The organism is Devosia sp. XK-2 (assembly GCF_037113415.1).
Taxonomy (GTDB): domain Bacteria; phylum Pseudomonadota; class Alphaproteobacteria; order Rhizobiales; family Devosiaceae; genus Devosia.
This window is the reverse complement of sequence record NZ_CP146608.1, coordinates 87,408-103,390: the sequence shown is the minus strand read 5'-3', so window position 1 is coordinate 103,390 and position 15,983 is coordinate 87,408. Positions and strand designations below refer to the sequence as shown.

17 protein-coding genes are annotated in these 15,983 nt (G+C 61.0%); 7 read left to right on the top strand and 10 right to left on the bottom strand.

Annotated elements, in window-relative coordinates; translation table 11 throughout:
- Window positions 1-25 precede the first annotated feature (25 nt).
- Both V8Z65_RS00560 and V8Z65_RS00555 read right to left on the bottom strand, forming a co-directional pair.
- The gene (locus V8Z65_RS00560; protein WP_338721848.1) at window positions 26-1,072 is read right to left on the bottom strand and encodes a LacI family transcriptional regulator; all 1,047 of its coding nucleotides are present in this window, start codon (window positions 1,070-1,072) and stop codon (window positions 26-28) included.
- A gap of 160 nt (window positions 1,073-1,232) precedes the next feature.
- Window positions 1,233-1,412 carry a hypothetical protein gene (locus tag V8Z65_RS00555; protein WP_338721847.1) on the bottom strand — a complete coding sequence of 60 codons (180 nt, stop codon included), beginning with the start codon at window positions 1,410-1,412 and terminating at the stop codon, window positions 1,233-1,235.
- 167 nt (window positions 1,413-1,579) lie between these two features.
- Here V8Z65_RS00555 and V8Z65_RS00550 point away from each other — a divergent pair, with 167 nt between their 5' ends.
- Entirely contained in the window at window positions 1,580-1,795 is a 216-nt protein-coding gene (locus V8Z65_RS00550; RefSeq protein WP_338721845.1) for a hypothetical protein, read from the top strand.
- A 53-nt stretch (window positions 1,796-1,848) separates the two neighbouring features.
- Here the strand turns inward: V8Z65_RS00550 and V8Z65_RS00545 are convergent, their stop codons facing one another.
- Genes V8Z65_RS00545 through V8Z65_RS00525 form a run of 5 tightly spaced genes read right to left on the bottom strand, consistent with a single transcriptional unit; the run spans window position 1,849 to window position 4,645 of the window.
- Window positions 1,849-2,055: a hypothetical protein gene (locus V8Z65_RS00545; protein WP_338721844.1), complete on the bottom strand. Its 207-nt coding sequence runs from the start codon at window positions 2,053-2,055 to the stop codon at window positions 1,849-1,851.
- Window positions 2,042-2,191: a hypothetical protein gene (locus V8Z65_RS00540; RefSeq protein ID WP_338721842.1), complete on the bottom strand. Its 150-nt coding sequence runs from the start codon at window positions 2,189-2,191 to the stop codon at window positions 2,042-2,044. Before V8Z65_RS00540 ends, V8Z65_RS00545 begins: the two co-directional genes overlap by 14 nt.
- Window positions 2,192-2,247: 56 nt before the next feature.
- Window positions 2,248-2,814 (bottom strand): phosphonate metabolism protein/1,5-bisphosphokinase (PRPP-forming) PhnN, encoded by a 567-nt coding sequence (phnN, locus tag V8Z65_RS00535; RefSeq protein WP_338721840.1) that lies wholly within the window; start codon window positions 2,812-2,814, stop codon window positions 2,248-2,250.
- Complete coding sequence (locus V8Z65_RS00530; RefSeq protein ID WP_338721839.1) at window positions 2,811-3,947, bottom strand: alpha-D-ribose 1-methylphosphonate 5-triphosphate diphosphatase; 1,137 nt, start codon at window positions 3,945-3,947, stop codon at window positions 2,811-2,813. Before V8Z65_RS00530 ends, phnN begins: the two co-directional genes overlap by 4 nt.
- Window positions 3,944-4,645, bottom strand: coding sequence for a DUF1045 domain-containing protein (locus V8Z65_RS00525; RefSeq protein WP_338721837.1), 702 nt, complete (start codon window positions 4,643-4,645; stop codon window positions 3,944-3,946). Before V8Z65_RS00525 ends, V8Z65_RS00530 begins: the two co-directional genes overlap by 4 nt.
- A gap of 122 nt (window positions 4,646-4,767) precedes the next feature.
- Here V8Z65_RS00525 and V8Z65_RS00520 point away from each other — a divergent pair, with 122 nt between their 5' ends.
- Window positions 4,768-6,021 (top strand): glycerate kinase, encoded by a 1,254-nt coding sequence (locus tag V8Z65_RS00520; protein WP_338721836.1) that lies wholly within the window; start codon window positions 4,768-4,770, stop codon window positions 6,019-6,021.
- A gap of 102 nt (window positions 6,022-6,123) precedes the next feature.
- Entirely contained in the window at window positions 6,124-7,062 is a 939-nt protein-coding gene (locus V8Z65_RS00515; RefSeq protein ID WP_338721835.1) for a Gfo/Idh/MocA family oxidoreductase, read from the top strand.
- Window positions 7,063-7,168: 106 nt separating this feature from the next.
- Here the strand turns inward: V8Z65_RS00515 and V8Z65_RS00510 are convergent, their stop codons facing one another.
- Complete coding sequence (locus tag V8Z65_RS00510) at window positions 7,169-7,930, bottom strand: DUF1365 domain-containing protein (protein ID WP_338721834.1); 762 nt, start codon at window positions 7,928-7,930, stop codon at window positions 7,169-7,171.
- Complete coding sequence (locus V8Z65_RS00505; RefSeq protein WP_338721833.1) at window positions 7,927-9,285, bottom strand: FAD-dependent oxidoreductase; 1,359 nt, start codon at window positions 9,283-9,285, stop codon at window positions 7,927-7,929. The genes V8Z65_RS00510 and V8Z65_RS00505 overlap by 4 nt, the downstream gene beginning before the upstream one ends.
- A 249-nt stretch (window positions 9,286-9,534) precedes the next feature.
- Between V8Z65_RS00505 and V8Z65_RS00500 the strand changes: the two genes are divergently transcribed.
- Genes V8Z65_RS00500 through V8Z65_RS00490 form a run of 3 tightly spaced genes read left to right on the top strand, consistent with a single transcriptional unit; the run spans window position 9,535 to window position 11,180 of the window.
- Window positions 9,535-10,107, top strand: a complete 573-nt coding sequence (locus tag V8Z65_RS00500; RefSeq protein WP_338721832.1) for a sigma-70 family RNA polymerase sigma factor — start codon at window positions 9,535-9,537, stop codon at window positions 10,105-10,107.
- Complete coding sequence (locus V8Z65_RS00495) at window positions 10,104-10,751, top strand: ChrR family anti-sigma-E factor (RefSeq protein ID WP_338721831.1); 648 nt, start codon at window positions 10,104-10,106, stop codon at window positions 10,749-10,751. The genes V8Z65_RS00500 and V8Z65_RS00495 overlap by 4 nt, the downstream gene beginning before the upstream one ends.
- A 12-nt stretch (window positions 10,752-10,763) precedes the next feature.
- Window positions 10,764-11,180 carry a DUF2177 family protein gene (locus V8Z65_RS00490; RefSeq protein ID WP_338721830.1) on the top strand — a complete coding sequence of 139 codons (417 nt, stop codon included), beginning with the start codon at window positions 10,764-10,766 and terminating at the stop codon, window positions 11,178-11,180.
- Here V8Z65_RS00490 and V8Z65_RS00485 read toward each other — a convergent pair.
- Window positions 11,177-11,908 carry an SDR family NAD(P)-dependent oxidoreductase gene (locus V8Z65_RS00485; protein ID WP_338721829.1) on the bottom strand — a complete coding sequence of 244 codons (732 nt, stop codon included), beginning with the start codon at window positions 11,906-11,908 and terminating at the stop codon, window positions 11,177-11,179. The genes V8Z65_RS00490 and V8Z65_RS00485 overlap by 4 nt on opposite strands.
- Window positions 11,909-12,266: 358 nt before the next feature.
- Here V8Z65_RS00485 and V8Z65_RS00480 point away from each other — a divergent pair, with 358 nt between their 5' ends.
- Window positions 12,267-15,974, top strand: coding sequence for an SIR2 family protein (locus V8Z65_RS00480; protein WP_338721827.1), 3,708 nt, complete (start codon window positions 12,267-12,269; stop codon window positions 15,972-15,974).
- Window positions 15,975-15,983 lie beyond the last annotated feature (9 nt).

Here is a 15,983-nt window from a genome sequence, read left to right as displayed (position 1 = left end):
TAGGTCGGGCATCTGCCTATCGCCCTCACGTCTCCCAGTCGAAGACCGGTTGGGCGATGAATTGCAGGCCCTCGGTTTCCCCGGCAATGCGGCGCAGGAGCAGGCTGCCCAGATTGCGGCCGGCGGCCACGAAGTCCTCCTCGACGGTTTCCGCCCCCGGCTGGAACTGGGCAAACATGGACGAGGATTGCTTGGTCACCACATGGGCCGTCTCGCCGACCACCAGGCCCGCATCGCTGAGGCCGCCGGTCACCGCGAGGGCAGAAATTTCCGAGGCGCAGACATAGCCATCGGGCCGGTCGGGGCGCTTGGCGCGCTTGATGACATAATTGCGGATGGCGTCGGTGGGGCTGCCCAGATTCACGTCGGCGGCGAATTCGAAGTCGATGCCGGCTTCGCGCGCCGCTCGCTCCATGCCGGCTTTGAGATGGCCGGTATAGGTCAGGGCGCTATCGGGCAGGATGATCGAGACGCGCTTGCAGCCCTTGGCCGCCAGCCGCATGGTGGCGCCATAGGCATAGGCCTCGTTGTCGAAATCGACAAATGGATGCCCTTCGGGCCAGCGGCTGCGCCCATGGCTGACAAAGGGAAATTCATTGTCGAGCAGGAAGCGGATGCGCTCGTCGAAGGCCTCGGCCTTTGAAAAGATCACGCCATCGGCCATGCGGTTGCGCACGATATGCTGGATGGGTTCGATCGGCTCGACATTGCGAAAGAGCGGCGTAATGACCAGGTGATAGCTGGTATCGCGCAGGGCCTCGGAAATGCCGGTCACCAGATTGGTGCCGAAACCATAGATCTGCTCGTCAGGCTCGAGAATGAGCGAAATGACATTGGTCCGGCCCGTCTTGAGGCGCAGCGCTGCGCGATCGGGCATATAGCCGATCTCGGCCGCGATCTTTTGCACGCGATCGCGGGTTTCCTGGGCCAGTTCGGGTGCATTGTTGAGCGCGCGCGAAATGGTGGTGACCGCCAGCCCTGTCATTTGTGCGATGGTCTTGAGCGTGGGCTTGCCCGATGGCTTGACACCCCGCTTGCCGCGCGAGGCGGGCGGTACTTCTTCCTGCGACACCGATGTTCCCCTCAGACCCGCCCGTCACGGCGGGAACGCCTATTGGCGCAGAGAACACCAGATTGCGGGGCCCGAAGCAAGCCGAAGGTGCTTGCCTTTTAATATGAACTATCTTATCAGATTTTTTGTGCCCGCGGTTTTCGAGCAGGCTTTTTCGAGATTATTCGAAAATACGCATAAAGGTGCACTGGCAAAACCTGATCGGGTTGCCTATCTTGCCATTGCGCCGCCGCATTGGCGTGCCAGACAAGCGTCCAACACTCGCAAGGAGAGGAATGACGATGACGACATCGACGACCTTCACGATCCATGCAGCGTGTTCGACCGTAGTAACCTGCATGCGAAATACCAAACGCTGGCAAGGGTCCTGTCGCTCAAAACGAATGTGATCTCAACCGTCACATCCCCGTCTCACAAAACCGATAGACCCCGCGCTGCCAGCCCCCGGATCGCCTTCCCAAAGGAAGGGGTCTGTGTTGGACCGACGCGCAAGTGGAGACTCCACCCATGCAGGAAGAGAATTTAAACAGGGCCGAGAAGCTCAGGCCCATCGTGATTGAAGTTGCCGGAGAGCCACAGGGCGTGGTTGTGCCGGATGCCGACGGCTACAGATTCGTGGCCGTCAAGCTGCCGGCCTTTGCCATGGACGGCCAGCGCTTTCCCAATATCGAAACCGCCCATCTGGCGGTCAGCCGCGCCATCGAAAGCGGCGAGGCTGCATAGAAAAGCCGGTGGTCATTCCACCGGCTTATTTCATCGCCCTTGTGGTCGGGCTCTCAATCATCATTGGTGGCGTTGAGTTCGGACGGATGCCTGCCCTCGGCCATTGGCGGGAGCGGGTCGAGCGCGGTTTCCACCGCCGCGGCCAGCGCATCCACGTCGATGCGCGAGGCGCCCGAGGCGGCCTGCCGCTCCAGTTCGGAGGCCAGGGCCGTGACGATGGCCTGATGCCGAAGCTGGGCGCTATCCTTAGCCGTTTCCATCGATCGATATCCCCTGTTCGTCCACCCGCACCTCGATGCCCGGCCGGGCCTGTTGCTGCTGATAGGTATAGAGAGCAAATGCGATCAGCGCGATGACCAGAATGGCGATCACACCGTAAAGACTATTGCGGGACAAAGGTATCTCCTGACGCTTGATGATGACAGGATCAACGCGCGGAGACCGCCAAGAGTTCAATCCTCGGCGATACGGCGCAGCGCCATGACAAAGGCGGTGACGCCAATGCCCACGCTGCTCGAATTGTCGATCACCACCGGCGTGACATCGGCCGGCAGGGTCGCCCCTTCGCGGGCCAGGCGGGCCACGATCTGGTCGCGGCTTTCACGACCGCGCCCGGCCAGGCGCGCCGCCCGCAGGGATATTTCCGCCGATATCTGGATGACCCGGCACAGGGGATATCTGGCCACCGCCTCGGGCACGGCGTGCCGGGAAATATTGGCAATGACCACCCGCCCCAGCGCCAGATCGGTATCCACCCCGATCGGCAAGGCATAGTCGAGCCCGTGAGCCTGCCAGGTCATGGCAAAGCGGCCGGCCTGGCGGGCGCGTTCGAATTCAGTGGCATCCAGGCTGATATGGTCTTCGAGGTCGATATCGGCCGGCCGGGTCACCAGGCGCCGCACAAAGCTGAAGCGTTTGTCCCCTTCCAGGGCCTGGCGGGCACCGCTGATCAGCGTGTCCTTGCCGACCCCGGAAGGACCGACCACAAGAACCAGCACTCCGGGGGGCCGTTCGCTCAACTCACACGCTGCCCTTCACGCCAGACACCCCGCACGACCGGCAATGGCGCCTGCGCCGCCACCCGCACCAGATCACCCCGCTTGCCCGGCACAATCTCCCCGCGATCATCGAGCCCGGCAGCCCGTGCGGGATTGGCCGTCACGGTAGCAAGGGCCGCCGGCAGGTCAAGGCCCTCAATGCGGCGGGGCAGCAGGAAGACCGCCTGCAGCGGCGCGAAGGGAATATAGTCCGAGCTCAGAATATCGAGCAGGCCCGCCGCCACCAGGTCGGTCGCCGAGATATTGCCCGAATGGGATTTGCCACGCACCACATTGGGCGCGCCCATCAGAATGGCCAGGCCGGCTTCATGTGCGGCCGCGGCGGCTTCGAGCGTGGTGGGAAATTCGGCAATGGCCACCCCGTCGGCCTCGGCCTCCTCGACATGGGCCAGGGTGGCGTCGTCATGGCTGGCCAGGGCAATGCCCATGGCGCGAGCCCGCGCCACAATGGCTCGCCGATTGGCGGCGGAATAGCGCTCGTGCTCGGCCAGGCGCGCATCGAGATAGGCCTGCAATTCTTCCGGATTGCGCCCCATCTGCTTGGCGTAGAAGCGCTTATAGGCATCGAGCGAGCTGAATTGGCGCTGGCCCGGCGTGTGATCCATCACCGAGGCCAGACGCGTGGAGGGATGGTCGGCCAAGGCATCGAAATGCTCGACCACGTCATGGCTGGGCAATTCGCAGCGCAAATGGATGAAGTGATCGGCGCGCAGCCAGCCGCCATCGCGCCCAGCACGCACGGCGCCAACCAGTTCACGGGCATGGGCGAGCATATCGGGCAGGTCATTGTCAGACCCGATGCGCACCGCGTCAAAGACCGTGGTAATGCCCGATCCGGCGATCTGGGCATCATGGGCATGCAATGCGGCCAGCGGATCCCAGAATACGCCGGGGCGCGGGCGATAGTGATTTTCGAGATGGTCGGTATGCAATTCGACCAGGCCCGGGATCAGAAAATCCCCGTCCATATCCTCGCCCGCACGGCTGGTGCCTGCAGAGATCTCGGCAATCTTGCCGTCGCGCAGGACCAGACTGCCGCTCACCACCTCGTTGGGCAAGACGATCTGGGCATTGGAGAAAACCGTCTCGGTCACTGTTGGTGCCCCCCAAGCGCGAATTCGGCCACGCGCGTGAAGGGCAGCTTGTTCTCGGTCTCGTGGAACAGCGCGAGCCGGTCCAGAACGACCTCCTGGTCCAGGATCGGACCGAACCAGGTTCTGGCGGCTTCCAGAACTTCGTCATGATCCTTTGCGGCGAGGCGGTCGGTCAGGGTCATGTGAAAGCGGAACTCGTCAAAGACAAAAGGATAGCCGTAGGCATCGAGCAATTCCTCCTGCCGCGGCGTCAGGCCATGGGTCGCCCGGGCATGGCGCTCGCGCGGCTTGAGTGGGGCGCGGAAGGGCTCGAACATTTCCACCACATTGGCCGCCAGGTCCTGCAGGTCGGGATTGGCCGAGGCTTCGGGCACCAGTGCCAGAAACCCATCGAGATCGGCAATTGTGAGTTTACCCAGGGATATGGGCTGCAATTCGGCTGCGGCCTCCTGCATTGCGGCGCGCAAATCCGCCTCGGTGAGGCCCGGAGCCAGCGCCATTGGCGGCTTGAGCGTGGCGTGAAAACCATAGCGCCCCGCCGATTGGGTGAGGTTGAGCAGGCGCGATCGCTCCAGCCCTGCCACGGCGCCGTCATAGGTCAGGCCGGTCGCCGGATCGCGGCCAAGCCAGACGGATGCGCGGTCCCACAGCAGGTCCGTAACGGCGGGGGCGTAGTAAATTGCGAATCTCTGCGACATGAAATCTCCTCACCGCGGCGCTAGTGGACCTATGTGGCGGGCATTTGACAAGCCGCGGGGCTGGACAAAAACGCACATGCTGGCGACAAGGTGCCAACCGGCAATCCAGAAAACGAAGTCACATGGACCGCACCCTGCTCGAAGGCCTTTTCCGCCACGCTGTCGCACAGGCCCAGCCGGCCCTGGCGATCGAGCGCCATCTGCCTGCTCCACCCAAAGGCCGCACAGTGGTCATCGGGGCGGGCAAGGCTTCGGCGCAAATGGCGCAGGCCTTTGAAAAGGCCTGGCCCGGCGAGATTTCCGGTCTTGTGGTCACGCGCTATGGCTATCGGGCCGAGTGTGAGCGCATCGACATTGTCGAAGCGGCCCATCCGGTGCCTGACGCTGCCGGGGAAGTGGCTGCGCAAAGGCTGCTCGAACTGGTCTCGGGCCTGAGTGAGGACGATCTCGTCGTGGCGCTGATTTCGGGTGGCGGCTCCTCGCTTCTACCCGCGCCCGCCCAAGGGCTGACGCTTGCAGACGAACAGGCGATCAACCGGGCGCTTCTGGCCTCGGGCGCGCCGATCGGGGTGATGAATCTCATTCGCAATCAGTTCTCCACCATCAAGGGCGGACGGTTGGCGGCAGCGGCAGCTCCGGCGCGGGTCGCGACGCTGGTCGTGTCCGACGTGCCGGGCGATGATCCGGCCCTTGTCGCCTCCGGCCCCACGCTGCCATTGCGCGGCGGGCGCGCTGAGGCACGGCGCCTGGCCGCGCTTTATCGGCTCGATCTGCCTGAGGCCGCGCAACGTCTCCTGGCCAGCGAGGATAATCTGCCGCCGGAGGAAACCGACGCGGTCTTTGCCAATAATAGCGTTGCCACCATTGCTTCGGCGGCCCTGTCGCTCGAGGCGGCGGCGGAAATGGCACGTGGCGCAGGACTCGAAGCGGCAATCCTTTCCGATTCCATTGAGGGTGAAGCGCGCGACGTGGCCCAGGTCCATGCCGCGCTCGCCCGGGAAATCGCCACCCGCAATCGACCCTTCCCCAAGCCGGTGGTGCTGCTCTCGGGCGGAGAAACCACAGTGACCCTGCGCGGCACGGGCCGCGGCGGCCGCAATGGCGAATTCCTGCTCTCCCTGGCCATCGCACTTGACGGCGTCGACGGCGTTTCCGCCCTGGCTGGGGACACGGACGGGATCGATGGGTCCGAGGATAATGCCGGCGCCTTTGTCGATGGCACGACGGCCCGGCGGATGCGCGAGGCAGGGATCGACCCGCAGGCGGCCCTCGCCAATAATGACGCCTATGGCGCTTTCGAAGCGATTGGCGAATTGTTCAAAACCGGGCCAACCGGCACCAATGTCAATGACTTCCGGGCCATTGTCATTCGCTGACCCGCCATCGGACATAAAATCATACTTTTCTTGTTTTGAGGTCTTGGCAGAGGCCGGCGAGTCCTGCTCTATAGCCGCGCATTTCGGGAGTGGAGCAGGCAGATGGCCAAGCGCAAGATCGCCATTATCGGCGTGGGCAAGATCGCGATAGATCAGCATATACCGGTGATCGAGGCGTCGGACGATTTCGAGCTTGCCGCCACTGTCTCCTCGCGCGGTGTCCAACATGGCGATCTGCCGGTTTTCCGCACCGCCGCCGAGCTTTATGCCGCCATGCCCGAAATCGGGCTCGTTTCCATCTGCACCCCGCCCGGCGTGCGTCACACTCTGGTGCGCGAAGCGCTCGATGCGGGCAAAGACGTGATGATGGAAAAGCCACCCACCACCACGATTTCCGAACTGGACGATCTCATCGCCCATGCCGCGCGGCTCGACCGGGTGCTGTTTCAAACCTGGCACAGCCAATATAATGCCGCCGTGGACCGGGCCAAGGCGATCCTGTTTGACCAGGGCGTTCGCTCGGTGCGGATCGACTGGCGCGAAAGCGTGCGCAAATGGCATCCGGGCCAGGACTGGGTCTGGGAGCCGGGCGGGTTCGGCGTCTGCGATCCGGGCATCAATGCCTATTCGATCTTCACCAAGATTATGCCCTTCCCGGTCTTTGTCGAAAGCGCGAAACTGACATTCCCAGCCAACCGGCAGACGCCCGTCGATGTGGAAGTCAAATTCAAATCGGGTCAGGCCCACCAGCCCGATATCTCGTCGGGCTTCAACTGGCTCGAAGAGAGCGGCGAGATCTGGACCATTCATGTGGTCACCGGCACCGGCGACGATCTCAAGCTCGAACGTGGCGGCCGCACTTTGCGCATCAATGGCGAGGTGGTTCTGGAGCATGGCGATGAAGAATATGCCGGTATCTACCAGCGTTTCGCCGACCTGCTCGACGCCCATCAGAGCGATGTCGACGCTGCCCCATTGCGGCTGATGAGCGATGTGTTCCTGATGGGAGCCCGCGAAAACGGACCCGATTTCGAATGGTAGGGCTCGACTAGGGCGGTTCAAGTTTAGACTGGTACCGCTCTATCGCCCCTCCCCTTGAAGTGGAGGAACGCGAAGGCATTGCCAGCCCCGCGAATCATAGACGACTTTAGTCCTGCGGCTCGGCAATCCGGGTCGCGCGCTCGTGGCGCCTGGGCTTGCGGTCGGTATACCAGCGTATGCGTATACCCTTGGCAATCAGGCACAGGGCTTCCCAATGGATGCCTGCCGTGACCTTGAGCGTCATCAATGGATGGCTGAAGAACAGCCCCAGCAAGGTCTTGTCCGAAAAGGGCCGCGCCGCGCCAGTAAAGGCTGCATAGAGCAAAGGCTCACCGTCCTGGGTTTCATTGATGGCAATGCGTACCTTGTCGGCAGGTGGGGTCAGGCGAAACTGGTAGCGGCAATCCATGTCGATAAAGGGCGAGACATAAAAGGCCTTGTCCGCCGCCTGCTCGGTTGCGACCGGCAGCACATAGGTGTGCCGCTCGCCGAATGTGTTGTGCACTTCGTATATCGTGGCCAGAGGCTGGCCCGAGGCGTCGTCGCAGAACCAGACCGTCAGCGGGTTGAAGACATAACCGAGAATGCGTGGATAGCAGAGCAGCCGCACCCGCCCGGCCGGCCCAAGCCCGGCGCCTGCCAATTGCTGGTCGACCCAGCCCCGCAAGGGGCTCCCGTCGCCATGATCGCTGTCGCGGAACGAGAACAGCGCCCCCCGATTATGTCCGAACCATCTGAGCTGGTTCAGCACGGGCAATTCATCGAGATCGATGAGCAGTGAAAACACCCGATAGCGCAGGGCGTGTTTTTTGGGCCGGTGCCGCTGATGCACCACATGCCCGATATAAATGGCTGAATGGCCGCTCATGCCACTGCGGCAATTGCCGCTGCAGACGGCGGCGCCAGGGTAATGCGGCCCGACGGGTTGGGTACGATCCAGGGCCGTGGCACCGAGCCCATGGCTTCGGCAGCGGCCAAACCGGCCTGTAGACCGTCTTCATGAAACCCCCGGCCAAAATGGGCGCCGGCAAAGAAGGTGCGGTTCTGCCCCTGGATGCGCCAGAGATTTTCCTGGGCATGGATGGCGGCGCTATCAAAAAGCGGATGGGTATATTCAAAACGCGCGATCTCATCTTTGGGATCGCTCGGTGGGTTCAGCGTCACGAAGAGATCGCGCCCGGAGAGGCTCTGCAACCGGTTCATCCAATAGCTGACGCAAAGCTGGTGCTCGCCATCGATGTGGTCGGTGGCAATATAGTTCCAACAGCACCAGACGCGGCGGCGGCGCGGCATGTAGCTCGGATCGGCATGCAGCACTGCCGTATTGGTGGTGTAGCCGAATGCGCCGAGCAAGGCGTGCTCATCGGCGCTGGGGGCATCGAGCATGCCAAGCGCCTGATCGGCATGGGTGGCAATCAGGATGGCGTCGAACCGGTCTGCCGCCCCGGTGCGGTCAATGACCGTTACCCCTGCTGCATCACGTTCGACCCTGGCCACTGGCGTTGCCAGTCGCAATTGCCCGCCAAAGTCACGCAGGAGCGCCCCGACATAGGCCCGGCTGCCGCCACGAACCGTGCGCCAATTGGGGCGTTCACGCAGTTGCAGCAGGCCGTGACTCTCAAAGAAGCGCACAAAGGCAAAGAGCGGATAGGCCCGGATATCCTCGGCCTTTGACGACCAGATCGCGGCGGCCATAGGCAGAAGGTGGCCTTCCACGAAGGATTGGGAATAGCGCTGGCTGCGCAGATATTCGTCCAGTGTCAGCCCGCGCATATCGGGCCGGTCCAGCGCCTTGGGCGCTTCGCGATAAAAGCGTAGCAGGTCGCGAAACAGGCTCCAGAACCGCGGCCTCAGGGCATTGCGCGGTTGCGCCAGCATGCCCGAAAGGCCTTCACCGCAATATTCAAAGGTGCCGCGGTCAAGCGAAGCGGCGAACGACATTTCGGTGGGGATGCTGGCAATGCCCAGATGGGCCAGCATGGCCTGGAAATTGGGATAGTTCTTGTCGTTGTAGACGATAAAGCCGGTATCGACCGGGCCGGTGCCGGGCACGTCGATGGTATTGGCGTGGCCGCCGGGACGTCCCTCGGCCTCGTAGAGCACCACATCGTGGGATTTGGACAATAGCCAGGCCGCCGAAAGGCCGGAGACGCCGCTGCCCACCACCGCGATACGCTGCCGGGCCGGGTGCGAACTGGAAAAGCCTGATGCGGCGTGGAACATGGTCTGTCGTCCTGAACTCTTTCAGGAAGATACGCGCCCGCGCGGAAATCGGATCAGCCCATGGCGCGACAATTTTGCGGCCATGCGTTTTTGCCGAAATTTATGCGGCCGACTGATCCGGCCACGACCCGGCGGCGTATCTGGGGCATGTCAGTTGCGATTTACCCACTTGCCGGACCATGCGAGGATGCCCTGAGACCGCAGCGTCGGCGCCTTGCCGCGGCCGCGCCAGAGAAGGGCAAGTTTCGCATGACGGACCGGATTGAGGCCGCCACCGCGCCGACCGAGACCAGCGCCCAGATCGTGGCCATTGCCAGACGTGCCGATATGGCGGCGTTCGAGGCGCTGTTCCGCGAATTCGGCCCGCGTATCCGCGCCTATCTTCTAAAGCTCACCCGCGACGGACAGGCTGCCGAGGACCTGATGCAGGAGACCATGCTGGCCATCTGGCGCAAGGCGGGCCAGTTCGATCCCGAGCGCGGCCAGGCCTCGGCCTGGATGTTCACCATTGCCCGCAATATCTGGATCGATGCCTGGCGCAAGCAGAAGCGGCCCGCTTTCGACCCCGACGACCCCGCCCTTGTGCCGGCGCCCGAGCCGGCGGCCGGCGAGATGCTCGAACAGAAGCAAAGCGGGGCGGCCCTGCATGAAGCGCTCAAGACCCTGCCGGCCGAACAGGTGGAACTGATCCGCCTCTCCTTTTTCGACGAAGACTCGCATAGCACCATCGCGGCCCGCCTGGGGCTGCCGATCGGCACCGTGAAATCGCGCATCAGACTGGCCTTCGGACGCCTTCGCGCGGCGCTGGAGGAAATGAAATGACCATTCGCCATCACCTCAATGACGATCTCCTGCTCGACTATGCCGCCGGACGCATCTCCGAAGGCTGGTCGCTGGCCATCGCCTGCCATTTGGCCATGTGCCCGGATTGCCGCGCGCAACTCGCCCTGGCCGAAGCCACGGCCGGTATCATGCTCGAAGAGCTGGCTCCCGTGGAAGGCCCCGCCGATAGCTGGGAAATGCTGAAATCCCGCCTCGCGGTCACGCCCGAGCCGGCGCCGCAACCCATCTCCCGCCCCGCTTCGGCCACCCTGCCCGAGCCTTTGCGCTCTTATCTTGGTGGCGATCTCGACACCATCAAATGGCGCAATCTGGGCAATGCCAGGCAGGTGCTGATCAAGACCGGTGACCGCACCACCCAGGCGCGCCTGCTCTGCATTGCCGCCGGCAAGCCGGTGCCCGAGCATAGCCATGGCGGGCGCGAATTGACCCTGGTGCTCAAGGGCAGTTTCCACGACGAGGTCGACCGCTTCGGCCCCGGCGATATCGAGGACGCCGATGGCACGCTGACCCATCAGCCGGTGGCCGATGAACATGAAGATTGCATTTGCCTGGCCATCACCGATGCGCCGCTGAAATTCTCCAGCCGCCTCCTGCGCCTGGTCCAACCCCTGCTGGGAATTTGAGGAGACAGACCCATGTTCGGCTTGCCCTTATTGACCCCGCTGGCCGCCTATGGCGGCACGGCGCTGGTGTTTTTCACCCTCGACATGCTGTGGTTGACCGTGCTCGGCATCGGCTTTTACCGCGCCGAGATCGGCGCTTTGCTGCTCGAGCGACCCAATCTGGTGCCAGCGGTGCTTTTCTACCTGTTTTATGTGGCGGGGCTGGTGGGCTTTGCCGTGCTGCCGGCGCTCAATGCGGGCAGCTGGGTCTGGGCGCTGGTCGCCGGGGTGGCGCTGGGCCTGATTGCCTATGGCACCTATGACATGACAAATCTCGCCACCCTCCGGGGCTGGAGCCTCAATATCAGCCTTATCGACCTCTGCTGGGGCGGCCTGCTTTCCGGCGTCTCGGCGCTGGCGGGCTATTGGGTGGCCCGGCTCACCAGCTAGCCCCTGAGCCTTGCCGTCAGGGCAAAGGCCAGCCTGTGCGGCAGCACGCCCAACAGCTTCAGCGGCCAGATCAGCCGGCGCGGAAAGGCGATTTCGAAGCGCGTGCCATCGAGCCCGCGCAGAATACGCGCCGCCGCTGCTTCGGGCTCCATCAGCCCCGGCATGGCAAAAGTGTTCTTGTCGGTCAGCGGCGTGCGCACGAAACCGGGCGTCACCAGCCGCACGTCAATCTGGGGCCAAAGCTCGGCGCGCAGTGATTGCGCCAGATTGACGATCCCCGCCTTGGTGGCCGAATAGACCTGACCATTGGGCAGGCCGAAAATCGCCGCCGCCGAACCGAACAGCACCAATTGCCCGCCCGGCTTGATATGGCTTGCGCCGATCTGGGCGACATTGAATGTGCCGGTGAGATTGACCTCGAAAATCCCCGCAGCCTTGTCCGGATCAGCCTTGCTGACCGCGCCGGGATCATATGTCGCCGCCGTCATGATGATGCGGTCAAACGGACCATGCAGGCGCGCGGCATCTTCAATGCTGCCCCGATCCACCACATCGGCCTTGGCCGCATGATGGCCCGGCCCGATCCGTTTCAGCGCCGCATCGAGCGCATCGCGGTTCCGCCCGGAAATGACCACCAGCGCCCCCCGCGCCGCAAATTTTTGGGCCAGCGCCTCCCCAATGCCGCCCGATCCGCCAATGATCCAGATTTTTTCGTCTTTTATGGACACGTATGGGGTTCCTTCGGATGCAAATGCTCGGAGGCATTACGCAGAGAAGGGGAGATTGGATGCGTTGGGGGCCCTTGTCGGGAGGGGGTGGAAGGGGGCGAGGGGAGCAGTCTTGTCGCAGTCTAGTCCGACATGGACCCAGCACTTTGTTACTCCAGACCAAACCTAGTTGATATTGCACGCGACTCCACGAACAATTTGCTCCCAAAGCACTAAGGGAGCGCCTAGATTGAGATTTTTAGCGCATGGGCCTTCAATACCTGATGAGCTTCTTCTCGCCCGGGACCAGGGACGCGTAATCTTCTTCTGCGGGGCGGGAGTATCAAGAGCGCGCGCGAACCTCCCTGATTTCTTTGGCTTGGCGCGTAAGGTCGTTTCTAAGCTTGGAGTCAATCAAGACAGCCCAGCCTATAAGCTTATCCAAGAAGCCCAAGAAATAGACCGACGCGTTGGTATTTCTGGTGTCATATCGGCCGACCGCGTTTTCGGACTTCTGGAAAGAGACTTTGCATCGCGCGACATTGAGGAGGCTGTTGCCTCCGCAATAAAGCCGCTTCCCAAATGCGATTTGAGCGCGCATCGGATTTTGCTCGACTTGGCAACCACGCCCGAAGGCGCAGTTCAATTGGTTACAACGAACTTCGACAGATTGTTCGACGACTGCGAAAGCAGCCTTCCAACATGGCAACCACCAAGACTACCAGACCCTCTTCGCCCAAATGATATCAATGGGATAGTATACCTGCATGGCCGAGCGACGCCGAATTACACCGGCGCTGAGGGCGACGGGTTTGTTCTCTCAAGTTCCGAATTTGGTCGCGCGTATCTATCGGACGGATGGGCCACAACGTTCATTCGAGAGATACTTGGCAAGTACGTGGTCGTATTCGTGGGTTATACGGCTGACGATCCGCCTGTTCAATATCTCCTTGAAGCTCTGCGTAGGGCGTCGGGTAAGCTTGAAAACGCCTATGCTTTTCAATCTGGAGACCACAACGACGCTGCTGCACGTTGGCGACACAAAGGGGTAGAAGCCATCCCATATAGTCCGGAGAACGCGCACGCTGCCTTATGGCAATCTCTTGCGGCGTGGGCGGAGCGTGCACGTGATCCTGACGCTTGGTATGCAAAGGTCATTGACGCATCCAAGAAGGGGCCGGCAGCAATTCAGCCGCATGAGCGGGGTCAAGTAGCACATGTCGTTTCTACCTATGAAGGCGTGAAGAGGTTCTGCGTCGGAGAAGTTCTTCCATCCGCTGAATGGCTTTGTGTGTTCGACAAATATCGTCGATTTGCCAAGCCGGGCAACTCAGGCTCGTTTAGTCGCAAAGGGCCCTATGTTGATCCATTCGATCTATACGGCCTCGATTCAGATATCCCGCCAGCCAAACCTGACCCTGAGGATCACTATGCCAAACGCGAGGCGCCATCCGATGCCTGGGACGCCTTCGAACTTAATCGCCTGGATCGATCACCGATCCGCGATGAAAACCTTTCGGCCCTTCGGGGACACTGGGCAAGCCACTCCCCCCGCCTTGTCCCGCGAATAGGTCAGCTGGGAATATGGCTCGGAAAGGTCTGCGACCAGCCTGCCGCTGTGTGGTGGGCTGCTCATCAGTTCTCACTTCATCAGAGCATTCAAGAACACATCTCTTGGGAGCTTGAGAGAGGCAATCGACCGATTCCTCTCGGCATTCGCAACGCTTGGCGATCACTTTTTGAAGCATGGAACTACGTCGAAGACTTCCACAGAGATTGGTACGTTCTGCAAGCTGTCATCAAGTCAGAGGGGTGGAGCAGCGCTGTCGTTCGGCGGCTTGGAGAGGTGCTTCGACCTCGCTTTTCTGCGGAACCGGATTTCTGGGGCGGCCCAAAGCCGCCAGAACTCGGGGCGGACAATGGTGACGGTGGTCGATTGCTGCGGATAGATGTCAAGTATCCTGAAACGCACGAAGCAATCACGGTTCCGGACGAGTGGTGTGCGGCCGTCGCTAGAGTCCTGCGGCAAAATCTTGAGCTGGCTCTTGCACTTGAGCGCGAAATTGGAGGCTATGGCCTTGGCAACATAAGCCCAATAGTTCAGGACAATATCGAAGGAGCCGATTATCATCGAACACATGGGCTTTCCGCAGCGGTTATCCGATTTTCGGAACTTTTTTCGCAACTGGTCCAGACCAACAAGTCTGCCGCCAAGCAAGAATTTTTGTCATGGCCTACCGATGATAACACCATCTTTGCGCGACTGAGAATATGGGCATCCGGAAATCGGAGTGTCATTTCCGATGATGATTTCGGACAATTTGTGGCGTCTCTGAACGATGTTGCATTCTGGGATAGCTATCATCAGCGAGACCTATTGTTGGTCGTAGCGGCTCGATGGAAAAAGCTCGGCGGTAAGTCGCGCAAATTAATCGAACAAAAGCTTCTCAGGGGCCCGAAGCGATGGCGGCGGGAGAAAGTTGCGGCCTTTGAAAACAGGCGAGCCTGGTCGATTTTGAATCGCGTTGAATGGCTTCGAAAATCGGGATGCAAGCTTTCAGCTTACACCAGTGGGCAAGCGAAGCTGCTCCGCAGTGCTGTGCCCGACTGGAATGAGAATTATGGTGCGAAGGCTGCTGAATCGTTGGAAGGGCGGTCAGGATGGGTGAGGACCAACACCAGCTATGATGGACTGGTAGAAGCGCCCCTTTCACTAGTGCTGCTGCAAGCCAAGAAGCAGAGCGGTCGATCAGACGACTATCTCGTCGAGAATGATCCTTTCGGCGGTCTCGCCGATCAACGCCCTGCGCGCGCTTTTGCTGCACTCACCTATGCAGCTAAACGAGGTGATTTCCCCGAGTGGGCATGGCGACGGTTCCTCAATTCACAGGCGCGGAAGACTGATACGACTAGGTTGACCGCGTTGATCGCCGAACGGCTAGCTCGTTACCCTAATGAGCAGCTTGCAACGATCCTGCACCCTGCGGCCGATTGGCTACAGAATGCCAGTGCGAACCTGAGCATAGGATGTCTTCCTGTTTTCGACCGCATTTTGACGAAGCTTGTTGGCGTCCTTCGTGAATCGCCGAACGAGGGACGTTCAGGTATCGTGCGCGGGCCCCAAGAGCCAGACTGGACCATGGAGGCCATCAATTCTCCCGCGGGTAAGCTCGCGGAGGCGCTTTTTCACGACCCTCGTAAGGATAATTTGGACCGAAACCAAGGCTTTCCTTCCGCCTGGCTTGCTCAGGTCGAGGCCCTGTTAGCTCTTCGAAACGACTTGCGCAGACACGTGATGGTGATCCTGTTTCACAACCTCAACTGGTTCTTCGCTATCGATCCGGAATGGACCGAGCAACACTTGTTGCCCGCGCTTCATAGCAACGACACGGATGACCGCGATGCAGCATGGTCGGGCTTCTTGTGGGGAGCGAGAACTCCAAATCGAGAACTCTATATGCGTTTGAAGAACGACATGTTGGAGTTTGCCGCTAATCCTCTCCCCTCGTGCCGCTCATATGGTGAAATCATCGCAGGTATGATTCTGGCCGGGTGGGGAACTGTGGACGACGCCACCGGCGAACGCTGCATCTCTAGTGACGAGATGCGCAGTTTGCTCTTGTCGGTCGATGACGAATTTCGATCACGGGTGCTATGGCAGGCTCAACGATGGTCCAGCGAGCAGAACGAAAACTCACATGAACGATGGGAAGGTCAGCTTTCCAAACTGCTTCAGGTTTGGCCACGCCAACTGTCAGCCAGATCGCCCAACACGTCAGCTCGTCTTTGCGAACTGGCTTTCTCCAGTGGAGATCAATTTCCTGCCATAGTTGCATTGGTTATGCCGCTCTTGGGCAGAATAGAGCGTGACCATTTGGTGCTGCCAGAGCTTCGTCGATCCGGAGACAACATTGTGGATCGGTACCCGGAAGAGGCACTGGCGCTTCTTGATGCCGTCCTGCCAGACAATGCATTGGCATGGCCCTATGGTATCGAGGCGATCTTGCAGCGGATTGGTGAAGCCGACAGTAGGCTATATAGGGATGAGCGTCTGGTTTCATTGAAGCGTCGATGGGATGCTAGATGATCGCATTCC

What these genes read in the sequence shown, in the direction of transcription:
- V8Z65_RS00555 (WP_338721847.1), bottom strand. Translation starts at nt 1,412, where the DNA reads ATGCAGGTTACTACGGTCGAACACGCTGCATGGATCGTGAAGGTCGTC.
- V8Z65_RS00550 (WP_338721845.1), top strand. Translation starts at nt 1,580, where the DNA reads ATGCAGGAAGAGAATTTAAACAGGGCCGAGAAGCTCAGGCCCATCGTG.
- V8Z65_RS00545 (WP_338721844.1), bottom strand. Translation starts at nt 2,055, where the DNA reads ATGGAAACGGCTAAGGATAGCGCCCAGCTTCGGCATCAGGCCATCGTC.
- V8Z65_RS00525 (WP_338721837.1), bottom strand. Translation starts at nt 4,645, where the DNA reads ATGTCGCAGAGATTCGCAATTTACTACGCCCCCGCCGTTACGGACCTG.
- V8Z65_RS00520 (WP_338721836.1), top strand. Translation starts at nt 4,768, where the DNA reads ATGGACCGCACCCTGCTCGAAGGCCTTTTCCGCCACGCTGTCGCACAG.
- V8Z65_RS00515 (WP_338721835.1), top strand. Translation starts at nt 6,124, where the DNA reads ATGGCCAAGCGCAAGATCGCCATTATCGGCGTGGGCAAGATCGCGATA.
- V8Z65_RS00510 (WP_338721834.1), bottom strand. Translation starts at nt 7,930, where the DNA reads ATGAGCGGCCATTCAGCCATTTATATCGGGCATGTGGTGCATCAGCGG.
- V8Z65_RS00505 (WP_338721833.1), bottom strand. Translation starts at nt 9,285, where the DNA reads ATGTTCCACGCCGCATCAGGCTTTTCCAGTTCGCACCCGGCCCGGCAG.
- V8Z65_RS00500 (WP_338721832.1), top strand. Translation starts at nt 9,535, where the DNA reads ATGACGGACCGGATTGAGGCCGCCACCGCGCCGACCGAGACCAGCGCC.
- V8Z65_RS00495 (WP_338721831.1), top strand. Translation starts at nt 10,104, where the DNA reads ATGACCATTCGCCATCACCTCAATGACGATCTCCTGCTCGACTATGCC.
- V8Z65_RS00490 (WP_338721830.1), top strand. Translation starts at nt 10,764, where the DNA reads ATGTTCGGCTTGCCCTTATTGACCCCGCTGGCCGCCTATGGCGGCACG.